Source organism: Marinobacterium sp. MBR-111, assembly GCF_040547585.1.
GTDB classification, from domain to species: Bacteria; Pseudomonadota; Gammaproteobacteria; order Pseudomonadales; family Balneatricaceae; genus Marinobacterium; species Marinobacterium iners.
On the sequence record NZ_JBEPQA010000028.1, the window covers coordinates 1 to 12,241 of the forward strand.

The following is a 12,241-nucleotide window of genomic DNA, read 5'->3' on the forward strand; positions in this document are numbered from 1 at the left end:
CTGCGCACTGCCGCTCGCCAACGCCGAGTCCGGCACCACTGCCTGGTTCGCATTGAATTTTGGCCCTTCGACGTTCGGTGTTTTCGATGCCTTTGCCGATGAGGCAGGTCGCCAAGCACATCTGAACGGCCAGATCGCCGCGGCCTTGATGGCCAACGCCGAGACCTTGCTCAGTTCTCCGCCCAATATCGAGAAGGTCGAACTGCTTGCAGCCAAACTGCCTGCATGACAACCCGGCCTTGACCCAATCAGGTCACGCTGCAGGATGGGTGCGCACGGCCCTACGCAGCGATCCCCCCCCTCGATTGCACTTGCCCAGGGAGCTACCTTCCACAGCGATTGGGGGGGCAATATTGCAGCCAGAACGTCCAAGCTGCGTCAGCAAGCAGGGGCAACATCAGGGCGAGCCAGATTTCCGGCCCATTGGAAGTCCGCAGTCCGCAAGCGCGGATCGATCGAGCGATTATCCGCATCAATAACCGACTGACACGACCCAATATGCGCGGCGAAGACATCATTCAGGAGTCATTGTTCACGACCGTCCATCTGGACACCTTCGTTCCCAGTGAGCATCCATTACGACCGATTCGGCAACTAATCGATGAGGCTATGAAGTGGCTCAACTGGCTGTTCGACCCGATTTACGCCGAAGGTGGCCGTCAGTCGATACCACCGGAGCGCCTGATTCGTGCACAGCTGCTGCAAGTCCTATTCTCGATTCGCAGTGAACGACAGCTGGTAGAACAGATCAGCTACAACCTGCTGTACCGCTGGTTCGTTGGGCTGACGATTGATGACCCGGTATGGCACCACTCAAGTTTCAGCACCAACCGGGATCGGCTACTGGAGCATGATGTCGTTACTCATCTGTTTGAAGAGGTGGTCAGCCTGGCACGGGAGCGCCGTCTGCTCTCAGATGAGCATTTCAGTGTCGATGGGACGCTGATCCAGGCCTGGGCATCACAGAAGAGCTTTCGTCGTAAGGACGGTACGGACAATACAGATGACGATGGTCCTGCCGGCCGCAATGCTGAACGCAACTTCAGGGGTGAAAAGCGCAGTAATGAGACCCACGCATCGACCACAGATCCAGAGGCTCGACTGGCCAAGAAATCGCGGGGCAGTGAGTCACGTATGGCCTACATGGGGCACAGGGTCATGGAAAATCGCAATGGCCTGATTGTGAAGGCGGCGGCCAGCCTCGCAACAGGTACGGCTGAACGCGATGTTGCAGCTGAACTGCTGGCCAGACTGCCGGGCAGTCATCGCAAAACGGTGGGGGCTGACAAAAACTACGATACCCAAGGCTTTGTCTCGGCCTGTCGAAAGATGAAGATAACGCCTCATGCAGCACGAAATGAAAACCGACCTGGGGGCTCCGCGATTGATGGGCGTACCAGCCGCCATGCGGGTTACACAATCAGCATGCGTCAACGAAAGCGGGTAGAAGAACCCTTTGGCTGGGGTAAAACCATCGGACCCATCCGGCAAGTGATGATGCGCGGTCGGGAGAAGGTTCACAGCCTGTTCCAGTTCACGATGATGGGTTGGAACCTGATCCGCATGCGCAATCTACAGGGATAGTCCTCTTGAAGACCCGGGATGGCTGCTGAGCACCGAATATATAGCTCAAAATGGCCAAAAACACGATCCAGCGCCGCCAAAATTGATCAAAAAACAAACATGGCTGTTGAAGCCTGTCAGATTTTCAACAGCCTGTTAAAGAGGCGTGCCCCCTTATAGTACTTGTGCACTCTGTGCTGCTTCATTTTTGTACATTGCAGATGTGTGAATAAGATTGACCGCAAAGATTATTCATTTAAAACATGAGGTTGCGAAACTGGCCCGGCTTTTGCTTATTCATATCAGGAAGCTAAATATCCTTATGGGAAAGGTCAACAATGCCCCTGCAAGGCGCAGTTGACAGGGAATCCCACTCACTTTTGGGAGAATGATATGGACAGCATGGTGCTGGAACTGGGCTATGCCCTCGACACCTTCTATTTCTTGATGTGTACCGCACTGGTGATGTGGATGGCAGCCGGTTTTGCCATGCTCGAAGCAGGTTTGGTGCGTGCCAAGAATACGGTGGAAATCCTCAACAAGAACGCGCTGCTGTACGGCGTGGCTTGTATTGTTTATCTCGTCGTGGGTTACAACGTCATGTATCCCGCCAACCCGATCAGCTCGGTGATTCCGGGCATCGACTTCCTGCTGGGCGGAGACAATAGCACCGAGTCTGTTACAGCCGGTGGTGATGATGCGCCCTATTACTCCAGCATGGCTGACTTCATCTTCCAGGCTGTGTTTGCCGCTGCAACCATGTCGATTGTCTCCGGTGCGGTTGCCGAGCGCATGAAACTGTGGCCGTTTCTGATCTTCTCGGTTTTCATGGTTGCCGTGATCTATCCGGTAGAAGGTTACTGGAAATGGGGCGGTGGCTTCCTTGACCAGCTTGGCTTCCAGGATTTCGCCGGCTCGGTTGTGGTGCACATGGCGGGTGCAGCCGCAGCGCTGGCAGCGGTCATCCTCGTGGGTCCACGCAAGGGCAAGTATGGCAAGAACGGTGAAGTACGTGCGATTCCGGGTGCCAACCTGCCGATGGCCACGCTGGGCATGTTCATCCTGTGGATGGGCTGGTTCGGCTTCAACGGCGGCTCCGAGCTGAAGATCGCCAATGTGGAAGAAGCCAACGCCGTGGCCAAGATCTTTGTTAACACCAATGCTGCAGCTGCTGCAGGTATGGTTGTCGCGGCTCTGTTCGCCCGCTTCCTGTTCGGCAAGACCGACCTGACCATGACCATCAACGGTGCACTGGCCGGTCTGGTTGCCATTACCGCCGAGCCGCTTCAGCCTTCTGCAGGTCTGGCCAGCTTGATCGGTGCTGTAGGTGGTCTGGTGGTCGTGGGCTCAGTACTGGCACTGGACAAGCTTAAGCTGGATGACCCTGTTGGTGCGATCTCGGTGCATGGTTCTGCCGGTATCTGGGGCATCTTCGCGGTGCTGCTGAGCAACGAAGATGCAACGTTCATGGGGCAGCTGATCGGTACCGCAGCAACCTTCGCCTGGATGTTCCTTGCCAGTATGGCAGTGTTGCTGGTGATCAAAATGATCATGGGGCTGCGTGTCAGCGAAGAAGAGGAAATGGAAGGCATGGATGTGCATGAATGTGGCATGCAGGCATACCCGGAATTTGGTCCGGAGCACATGAGCAGTAAGTGACGGCAAAAAGGACTCCTCCAGAGTCAAAGGCCCTTCGGGGCCTTTTTTTGTGGTGCGCCAGGCATGGCGCGTAGCGCCTTGACGGGCGCTGTTCCGATGCGCGTGGTGGCGGTCGGATGACTTGGAGGTGCAAGTCCTCTGTGGGCCCGGCAAGGGGAACCACTAGCCGAACGGCAAGGGTGTCTATCGCGAGGTGGAATCTGAAGGAAGCCGAAGGCAAAGCACTGACCTGACGAACAGAAATCGCATACGAGGCGGCAGCTGTGGGTGAGGAGTCTACTATCTTCAAAGCCCGGTACTTGCACGGAGCGGCGGTCGTAAATGCGGCAGGTATAAGTGTGAAGGTCGCGCGTCTTACCCTGGGAGGTCTGTTGTCCTGCCTTTGGCTACGGCTGTCGTGAGGCGGCCGGATGGGACCACAGAATTCAGCAGACGCCATAGTAGGTGGCTTACCGGTCACTGAAGGGCTGAACATGATAGACGAATCGGGAGCCCTGCCCCTTGATGACCCTGAACAACACTGAACAGATGGCTGAGACGCCATCACTTGCCGAGGAGGTGACCGGGCAGAACCCGGTTGCGGTCCCGTGCGAGGTGTTGCCGGTTACAGCGGGCGCAGGATCACTGCCGAGCGAGGCTGACATGGACCTGATGTCAGCGGTACTGGCCCGTGGCAACATGCTGCTGGCCTACGATCGGGTTCGTCGCAATAAAGGCGCGCCCGGGGTGGATGGGATGACAGTCGAGGCGCTCAAGCCTTACCTGAAAACCCATTGGCCCGAGATCAAACAGCAACTGTTGGAGGGGCGGTATACACCCCAGCCGGTGCGCAAGGTTGAAATCCCCAAACCCGGGGGAGGCACCCGTATGCTGGGTATTCCCTGTGTTCTGGATCGCCTGATCCAACAGGCATTGCATCAAGTACTCAGTCCACGCTTTGAACCCACGTTCTCTGATCACAGTTACGGCTTCCGACCGGGACGCAGTGCCGCTCAGGCGGTCCTGCAGGCCCGATCCTACATGGAAGAGGGACGACGCTGGGTGGTCGATATCGATCTGGAAGCGTTCTTTGACCGGGTCAACCACGACATCCTGATGTCGCGGTTGGCGCGCAGGATCATGGATGCACGTGTCTTGAAACTGATCCGTACCTATTTACAGGCCGGGATCATGGAAGGAGGCGTGGTAACGGCGCGGCGGGAAGGCACGCCACAAGGCGGCCCCCTCTCGCCGTTGCTGTCCAATATCCTGTTGACGGATCTGGATCGAGAACTGGAACGGCGGGGCCACCGGTTCTGCCGGTACGCGGACGACTGCAACATCTACGTGAAAAGCCGGAAGGCGGGAGAACGTGTGCTTGCCTCATTGACCGACTATCTTGAGCAACGACTCAAACTTCGCGTCAACCGGGGCAAGAGCGCGGTCGATCGCCCCTGGAACAGGAGTTTTCTTGGCTACAGCGTGGATAAACGCAAGCGGAACATCCGGCTCAAAGTGGCAGAGAAATCGCTGAAGCGTCTGAAGGCCACGATCAAGCAGGTGCTTCGCCGAGGCCGAGGACAGAGGATCTATCGGACGGTCGAGATACTGACCCCGAAACTGCGGGGCTGGCTCAACTACTTCCGTTATAGCGATGTGAAAGGGAGCTTCGAGGCACTGGATGGCTGGATCCGTCGTCATCTGCGCAAGATCCTCTGGCGTCAATGGAAACGGCCGTTCACCCGGGCCAAGATGCTGATGCGACTGGGGCTGTCTGAAGACAGGGCTTGGCGCAGTGCCACCAACGGGCGTGGTCCTTGGTGGAACTCATGCGCCTCGCACTTGAACCAGGCGCTGCCGAAGAAAGTGTTTGATCGAATCGGACTGGTATCGTTGATGGATCAGTATCGTCGGCTTAAATGTGCATCATGAACCGCCGTATGCGGAACCGCACGTACGGTGGTGTGAGAGGACGGAGGTCGCAAGACCTCCTCCTACTCGATCGCCCGGCGAAGCCTTGCAATCAGGCTTGCCGGTTGTCACTCATCAACAGCAGGTCATCTGCCTGCATGGACGTGCTTCCGAAAGGGCGGTGGCGGGTCATCAAGAGGAAACAGGCCGGTACAAAATAGAACGAGAGCAGTGTGGTCAGCAGAGTGCCTCCGGCGATGGCAACCGCGAAGGGGGGCCAGAAACCGCCACCCGCCAGAATCAGCGGCATAAAGCCCCCGATGGTGGTGATGGTGGTTGAACTGATGTGGCGGGTGCAGCTCTGAACCGCTTGGGTGATGGCGTGAATATCCCCCCTGGCTGCATTCGGGTCAGCCTTGAGTTCTGCCAGAATGACGATGGCCGCATTGATGGCCAGCCCCATTAAGCCCAGCAGGGCAATGATGACGGTAAAGCCGAATGGGTAGCCGAACAGCCAAACGGTCAGCAACCCCAGTCCAGCCGCCTGAAGTGCGGTCGCAAAGATCAGGCCGCTGATACGGAAGGAGTTGAACGAGAGCACCACCACTGCGATCAGCAGCACAACAATAATGCCCACATTGGCCATTAGGTTGCCGACCGCACGGTCACGCTCAGACGCTTCACCGCCGATCTCCATCCTATAGCCTGCGGGGAGCTGGAACCCGGCCTCATCCAGTGCCTGTTTGTATGTCTGCAGGGCGCTACCGGGCAGAACGCCAAAACCGAGAAACCCCTCGATAACGTTGACGCGTGCACCGGACCTGTGTGGCCCAGGTCGATACTCAACCGCAGGCGGCGGCTCTTTTTTTTGCCGCCGGGCCTCAGGTCATGATTCAGGGGTTCACCGAGATGCTGGGGCGGGAAGCTCAATTGGGCCGGGTTGCCATTGAACATCCACGCCATGCCGCCATTCAGTTTCTGATGATGGTGATGGGGGAGGCCAAGCTGCGCTCCGAGCTGGGTATCACCCCTCAACTGAGTGATGATGAGATTGATCGTTACATTGTGAGTTGTGTTGACCTGTTTCTGCGCGGCTATGGCTATACTGAGGGGCAGTGACCGCTGCAGCTACGTGTGATGATCCAACCGAAAAGGGCTGTTTATGGAAGCCAGCCCCTCGGTGTGTCAGGCCTGATCAGCCCTTTGCAGTGCGCTTTATTTTCTCGGGATCATCAAATGGCAGGGTATGGGCGATGGCCGATACTCCAAGGCTGCCTTTGACCTGAAGCGGAGTACCCTGCTCGGCGTAGGGTACTTCAAGGCGCGCGATCGCCATGGATCTGTCAGTCAGGCGTGAATACATGGCGCAGGTGATGACCCCCACCTTTTTGCCATCGGCCCAGAGTTCATCCCCCTCGGACGCGGCCTCTTTTCCTTCCAGCAAAACACCGAAAATCTTGAATCGCTCCTTGCCCTGCAGGCGGAAGTGCTCGTAGGCACCGCAGAATTCGGTCTTGTCCTTGGACACGGTGAAGTCCAGACCCAGCTCCCAGAGCGTATCGCCGGCCGGTTCGTTTTCGAACGGGTACATCTCGGAGTTATCGAACGGATAGAACAACAGGTAGCTTTCGGTACGCAGCCAGTCGAGAGCGGTGAAAGAGCAGGGAATAATGCCGAACGCCTTGCCGTGCTCCAGAATGCCGTCCCAGATGGTGGTGGCGTCGGCCGCCTTGCAGAAGATCTCGTAACCGCGCTCGCCGGTATAGCCGGTGCGTGAAATGGTGATCGGGCAACCGAACAGGCGTGCGTGCGTGTGGTGGAAGTAGGCCAGATCCCGGATGCCGGGGATATGCTCAGCAAGGAAGTCCACCGCAGTGGGGCCTTGCAGTGACAGATCGTGCATGTCGTCATCAAACAGCACGGCAACCTGTTTGCCCAGTGCCGCTTGGGTCAGGCGTTCATAGCCGGCGCCGGTGCCATGCACAACCATGAAAGCGTTGGGGCCCATGCGGTAGATGACACAGTCATCGATAAACTTGCCGGCTTCATTCAGCATGGTCGCGTAGACCGCCTTGCCCGGATACAGCTTGGAGATGTCACGCGTGGTGGCCCACTCCAGAAGACTCTCGGCATGTGGACCCACGTAGTGCACCTTCTTCAAGCCTGATACATCCATCAAGCCTGCCTTGGTACGGATTGCTTCGTGCTCATCGGCCAGAGTGTAACCGCTTTTGCTGTAGGTCCATGCCGTAGGCAGGCCGTTCCAGTCTTCAAGGTTTGAGCCCAGGGCACGATGTCTTTCAGCCAGTGCGGCGATACGCCATGAATTAGCCATTTTTCTCTCCATTGGTAACAGATCATAATTAATTCCTGAAGAGGAACTATTATTCCTGATAGGAAAGCAAGTTCCGGGCCATTAAGACTCAACCTCATGATTTATAAAATGAAAAAATAATCCCAATCAAAACTGGCTCGGGCCTTGGCCAATATTTGGGTACGGGTAGCTGAAGTGCGACCCGTTTTGGGTCAACCGGGGTACTTTTGCACCGTAATGATCATCTGCCCTGTGCTGAGTCATCCGGATACGGAAATGCACTGTTGCTGTGCCCTTATAGAGGAGATGTTTTGGATTGATGATCCTAAGATATTGAAATCTATATATTTTCATCTTTTGGCAGAAAAATTGCTTTTCCTGAGGAGAAATAAATTACACCACTAATAAATTTTGGGTAACCCAAAAGGAGTAGTGATGCAGATCGATCCATCCATTAAGAGTCGTCCAACCTACACGCTACCCGAGCTGGTCGCGACGGCAGGGTTACAGTTGTTTGTCAGTGAGTCAGACGCAGAGCACCTGCTGGAACCGCTGTACCGTCAGTGTGCGGAATCAGGTGCCCAATGGCTGGTGGCGGAACCGGGCAATGCCCCGGGCACGCTGGCGGATTCCCTGTCGGGCTACCTGCAACACATTCTGAATGACGCGCCGGTGACCACCCGGCTGTACGTGGCCGGAAGTGAAGGCTTCCTGTGGGACATACGCAATCAAGCGCTGTCGGCCGGGCTGGTTGATGAGCAGATCCAGCTGGCCCCTCCGATTAGTGCCGCCCGCCGGTTGTTCTGCACCCATTGCTACACCCTCATGGAGGGGGTGGCAGCCAGTCCTCACACCTGCACAGGGTGTGGTCGTTTGTTGTTGGTACGGGATCATTTTGCCCGTCTGCATGGTGCCTACGTAGGGGTGCAGATCAATGCTGAAGATCCTGATGAACAGCCGGAACAGGAGGTGTTGCAGTAATGAGTATCGACAGCATACCGGTGCGTGTGATGGCCATCGAGCAGGTGGCACCGATGATTCGAGAGTTCAAACTGGAAGCGATTGAAGGCCGACTGCCGGCGTTTTCACCCGGCAGTCATGTTCAGGTGATCATGCCGGGCGCATCGCGCGAGATCCGCAATGCCTATTCGTTGTGCGGTGACCCTGCCACGCCGCGCCGGTACAGCATTGCCGTGCGGTTGCAGGACGCCTCCCGTGGCGGTTCTTCTTTCATGCATGGACAGGTGAACGTAGGGGACCAGCTGGCGATCACACCACCGGCCAACCTCTTTGCTCCCGTGATGACTGCCCGCAAACACCTGCTGATTGCCGGTGGCGTTGGCATCACCCCCTTCATGTCGTATATCCCGGAACTCAAACGGAAGGGTGCTGAGTTCGAGTTGCACTATCTGTATCGAAGTAGTCAAACCGGCGCCTATCTGGATCAACTGCAGCAGCAACTTGGATCGGCTCTCCATCGCTATGACTCTGTGCAGGGTAATAAATGTGACCTGACTGCCGTGTTGAGCGGTCAGGGGCCGGGGACCCATGTCTATATCTGTGGCCCTGAATCGTTGATTGATGGTGTTCGCAGCACGGCAGCCGCTTTGGGCTGGCCAGACAGCCTGATCCATTTCGAAGCCTTTGCCGCACCCGAGCCGGGCGAGCCGTTCAAGGCGCAGCTGACCCACAGCGGAAAAACGGTGGACGTAGCGGCCGATGAAAGCCTGCTTGAAGCGCTGGAGCGTGAAGGCGTCAAGGTTCCCAATCTGTGCCGTGCAGGCGTCTGTGGCCAATGTCGCACGGCTGTTCTTGAGGGCGATGTTGAACATCGAGATGACTTCCTGTCCAACGACGAGCGCTCCAGCGGCAGCTGCATTATGCCCTGTGTCTCCCGTGCCGCCGGCAAACACCTGACTTTGGATCTATAGGAGCGACAGCTATGCGCATGTCACCCAAACCCGTACAAACCTTTCGTGATGACTTTACCTACAGCAACAGCCCCGGTGCCGTTGCACGTTTTCCGTTCCCGTTTCCAGAGGACGAGTATCGCTACTCGGTCAACATTGAGCCCCACGTGACGCCGGGGCCGGAAGGGTCAGTGTTTGAGTTTCTGCTGGATATCGACGAACACTATCTGTCGGAGATGGCCGAGCGTGCCACCGTGCTGGAAGAAAATCCCAAACGCTGTCTGGCGATGCCGCATATGGATCTCGCGTGCTGGGATATGATCGAGCGATGCATGACATCACTGGCAGCGGATTACCCCGAACATTTCAGCCTGCAGGTTGATGGTGACCAGTGGACCTGGGAAAACCGGCTGCTCAATATCAAGGATAGCTTCACCTTTGGTGACAGCAGCACCTTGCCGTTGCCACCGATGGAGTACATGGGCCGTCAGGTACAGGGCGACTTCGCACTGTTGGACCAGCGTGATGGTGACCTGTTCCTGGATGCGGGCATCGTGACCTGCCCAGCCGACTGGTCGCTGGCGTTCGATGCCGGCATGAGCTTTTCCGAGTGGCACGGCCCGGTCCCGCTGGCCCACGAAATGGGCGTGTTTGATCGTGCCCTGAAGTATCTGACCGCCATTCCGGTCGGGCGTCCAGTGCGTCGCCTGAACTGGACCCTGACTGTCAACGCACGCATGGATACCTCGCCGGAAACCTATCCGAACTGGGGCACCGACCGGGCCAGCGTTACTGCTGATAACGTGGGTGAGAAAGTACACCTTCGAGTGGAACTGCAGGTGCTGGATCGCATGCCGCGCAGCAATGCGCTGATGTTCAGCATTCGTACCTTCCTGATCAGCTTTGACGATCTGGTGACCAACCCGGACTGGGCGCGCCGCATGCACCGTGTGCTCAAGACCCTGCCGCCGGAACTGATCGAATACAAGGGACTGGGGCGGTATCACGACCTGGCCGTCGAATGGCTGTCGCGCTTCGATCCCGCCAACTGAAACGGAGCGTTGAATGGGCTGGATCTATCTGCTGATCGCCGGGGTGCTGGAATGCCTCTGGGCGATCGGCCTCAAATACAGTGACGGCTTCACCCGGCTGTGGCCCTCACTGATCACGGCTGCATTGATTGTGGTCAGCCTGGGGTTGTTGTCACTGGCGATGCGCACCATTCCAGTGGGAACAGCCTATGCGGTCTGGTCAGGGATCGGCGCGTCGGCACTGGCGGTTGTCGGTATCCTGTTCATGCAGGAACCGGGCGGCCTGATCCGGATGGGCTGTATCGGCATGATCATCGCCGGTGTGGTGGGGCTCAAACTGTTTGGTGAAGGGACGGTCTGATCGTCAGGCGCATGGCTGAATTGAGCGAGGTATAGGCATGAATGACAGCAAACCCGTAGTGCTTGTGACTGGAGCAAGCAAGGGCATTGGGCTGGGGATTGCCCGTGTATTTGCGGACAAGGGTTACAGAGTTGCCATAGCGGCACGACATTTGGATGTTCAGCGTGTTCTGCGTGGTACAGTGCCCCGAGCAACGCACGTTCAGGCCTTTGCCTAGTACTCGATCGACTAGCTCGACGACTGGTAGGTCTATACGCGCAAGATTGACGCCATGGTAGCAGGACGCCTTGCCGCAGAGGGGCCGAGTTTTTGGTCTTACACGAATATTTCAGCATAGAACTGACCTCCCTGTTCGGTCGAGAGGTCTGTGTCTGTCTGGACCGCCAGCTTGATGCGATACAGAGGTGTATAAGTCGCTCGTGGCGCGGTTCACTTTTCTTGCGCAGCTGCACGGTCTGCATATTCTGGCGGGCATCTTCCCGCGGCATCAGGCTTGACGGCCAATACCGCAACCGCGTCTGGCTGTTTCGTCCCGATGGCAGCCGTGACTATCAGAACAAACTTCATATGACCCGCTTCGGATCAGAACGCTGGCAGCTTCAGGCCGGTGAGGTGATCAGGGTGCTGGACACCTCCTTCGGCAAGGTCGGCGTGGCGGTCTGCTACGGCAGTGAGTTTCCGCAGATTGCACGCCGACAGTATTGCACTGCACAGTCAGGTGCAGCTAATTACTGAGGCTAAAAAGTCCTGTAATAGGTTTCTGAAGTTATCTCTGCACGTGGTTTCATTACTCGCGATTTCACGCCGCATCTCGGCGACTAGATCGGCCGATTTCTGCAAAAACGCTTGCCCGGTTGCAGACTTCTTCCAGTAAGCCACCCAGGTATCGAACATCTCCACATTGATTTCAGGATGAAATTGCACCGCCCAACAGTTACCGCGTCGGTAGCTTTGCGGTGCCAGCTCGGTGATGCCCATCAGACAGGCATCTTCAGGCAGGGCGAAGGTATCGAAGTGGAAGTCGAGCCAGGGGCCGGGGTGGCGCCACTGACCATCGTTGGCCTTGACGTCAACGAATCCGATTTCAGGTTCCGGCAGCGCCAGGGCCTTGCCCCCCATGGCACGGGCGATGATCTGACTGCCGAAACAGATGCCGAACAGGGGTTTGGCACTGGCCAGCATCATCCGTAGCCAGCTCAACTCTTTTTCAATCCAGGGCAGGGAGTTGTCATGGGCGGACTCAGGGCTACCCATAACGAAGAAAATATCCGCATCCTGCGGTGCCGGCAGAGTATCGGTGACGGCAATCACACTCAGGCTGATGTTCAGTTCTGTCAGTAGCTCCGGCAGGCATCCGAGAACATCATTACGGTCATGTACGATGGCGATAGCTGTTTTTGCTTTCACGGTTGAGCCCTTGTCGATGGTGTGGAGGTGATTGAGTTTCTGAGTGCTTGCAGTGAAAACCCTGACCGTTGAGGAAGGGCTCTCGCTGACTAAATTTATTGACAAA

14 protein-coding genes are annotated in these 12,241 nt (G+C 56.9%); 11 read left to right on the forward strand and 3 right to left on the reverse strand.

All coding sequences use genetic code 11. The annotated features are described in order from the left end of the window. The 4 genes from ABIE61_RS15840 to ltrA form a co-directional block, all read left to right on the forward strand. Nucleotides 1–229 (forward strand): putative quinol monooxygenase (locus tag ABIE61_RS15840; protein ID WP_354411200.1); only part of this gene is annotated, 229 nt, incomplete at its 5' end. Nucleotides 230–498: 269 nt separating this feature from the next. Next, nucleotides 499–1,584 (forward strand): IS5 family transposase, encoded by a 1,086-nt coding sequence (locus ABIE61_RS15845; RefSeq protein ID WP_354411306.1) that lies wholly within the window; start codon nucleotides 499–501, stop codon nucleotides 1,582–1,584. A gap of 372 nt (nucleotides 1,585–1,956) precedes the next feature. Continuing rightward, nucleotides 1,957–3,222, forward strand: coding sequence for an ammonium transporter AmtB (locus ABIE61_RS15850; protein WP_354411202.1), 1,266 nt, complete (start codon nucleotides 1,957–1,959; stop codon nucleotides 3,220–3,222). A gap of 504 nt (nucleotides 3,223–3,726) precedes the next feature. Then, on the forward strand, nucleotides 3,727–5,133 hold the full coding sequence (ltrA, locus tag ABIE61_RS15855; RefSeq protein WP_354411205.1) for a group II intron reverse transcriptase/maturase: 1,407 nt from the start codon (nucleotides 3,727–3,729) through the stop codon (nucleotides 5,131–5,133). A 91-nt stretch (nucleotides 5,134–5,224) separates the two neighbouring features. Here ltrA and ABIE61_RS15860 read toward each other — a convergent pair whose 3' ends face one another. Further along, a complete protein-coding gene (locus ABIE61_RS15860; protein WP_354411309.1) occupies nucleotides 5,225–5,911 on the reverse strand; it encodes an efflux RND transporter permease subunit in 687 nt (228 codons plus the stop codon). A gap of 26 nt (nucleotides 5,912–5,937) precedes the next feature. Here ABIE61_RS15860 and ABIE61_RS15865 point away from each other — a divergent pair, with 26 nt between their 5' ends. Next, on the forward strand, nucleotides 5,938–6,231 hold the full coding sequence (locus ABIE61_RS15865) for a TetR/AcrR family transcriptional regulator C-terminal domain-containing protein (RefSeq protein WP_354411208.1): 294 nt from the start codon (nucleotides 5,938–5,940) through the stop codon (nucleotides 6,229–6,231). Nucleotides 6,232–6,307: 76 nt separating this feature from the next. Here ABIE61_RS15865 and ABIE61_RS15870 read toward each other — a convergent pair whose 3' ends face one another. Continuing rightward, nucleotides 6,308–7,447, reverse strand: coding sequence for an aminomethyl transferase family protein (locus ABIE61_RS15870; RefSeq protein WP_354411210.1), 1,140 nt, complete (start codon nucleotides 7,445–7,447; stop codon nucleotides 6,308–6,310). A 414-nt stretch (nucleotides 7,448–7,861) separates the two neighbouring features. Here ABIE61_RS15870 and ABIE61_RS15875 point away from each other — a divergent pair, with 414 nt between their 5' ends. From ABIE61_RS15875 to ABIE61_RS15900, 6 genes are all read left to right on the forward strand, one after another. Then, a complete protein-coding gene (locus ABIE61_RS15875) occupies nucleotides 7,862–8,407 on the forward strand; it encodes a dimethylamine monooxygenase subunit DmmA family protein (protein WP_354411213.1) in 546 nt (181 codons plus the stop codon). After that, nucleotides 8,407–9,357 carry a PDR/VanB family oxidoreductase gene (locus ABIE61_RS15880; RefSeq protein WP_278350184.1) on the forward strand — a complete coding sequence of 317 codons (951 nt, stop codon included), beginning with the start codon at nucleotides 8,407–8,409 and terminating at the stop codon, nucleotides 9,355–9,357. The genes ABIE61_RS15875 and ABIE61_RS15880 overlap by 1 nt, the downstream gene beginning before the upstream one ends. Before the next feature lie 11 nt (nucleotides 9,358–9,368). Beyond that, on the forward strand, nucleotides 9,369–10,388 hold the full coding sequence (locus tag ABIE61_RS15885; RefSeq protein ID WP_091827684.1) for a heme-dependent oxidative N-demethylase family protein: 1,020 nt from the start codon (nucleotides 9,369–9,371) through the stop codon (nucleotides 10,386–10,388). A gap of 13 nt (nucleotides 10,389–10,401) precedes the next feature. Continuing rightward, complete coding sequence (locus ABIE61_RS15890; protein ID WP_354411217.1) at nucleotides 10,402–10,728, forward strand: DMT family transporter; 327 nt, start codon at nucleotides 10,402–10,404, stop codon at nucleotides 10,726–10,728. Nucleotides 10,729–10,765: 37 nt separating this feature from the next. Continuing rightward, nucleotides 10,766–10,945: an SDR family NAD(P)-dependent oxidoreductase gene (locus ABIE61_RS15895; protein WP_502915066.1), complete on the forward strand. Its 180-nt coding sequence runs from the start codon at nucleotides 10,766–10,768 to the stop codon at nucleotides 10,943–10,945. 221 nt (nucleotides 10,946–11,166) lie between these two features. Next, nucleotides 11,167–11,463 carry a nitrilase-related carbon-nitrogen hydrolase gene (locus ABIE61_RS15900; RefSeq protein ID WP_354411220.1) on the forward strand — a complete coding sequence of 99 codons (297 nt, stop codon included), beginning with the start codon at nucleotides 11,167–11,169 and terminating at the stop codon, nucleotides 11,461–11,463. On the opposite strand, the gene ABIE61_RS15905 is transcribed toward ABIE61_RS15900, so the two are convergent. Then, nucleotides 11,443–12,135: a type 1 glutamine amidotransferase gene (locus ABIE61_RS15905; RefSeq protein ID WP_354411222.1), complete on the reverse strand. Its 693-nt coding sequence runs from the start codon at nucleotides 12,133–12,135 to the stop codon at nucleotides 11,443–11,445. The two genes, ABIE61_RS15900 and ABIE61_RS15905, sit on opposite strands and share 21 nt — an antisense overlap. Nucleotides 12,136–12,241 lie beyond the last annotated feature (106 nt).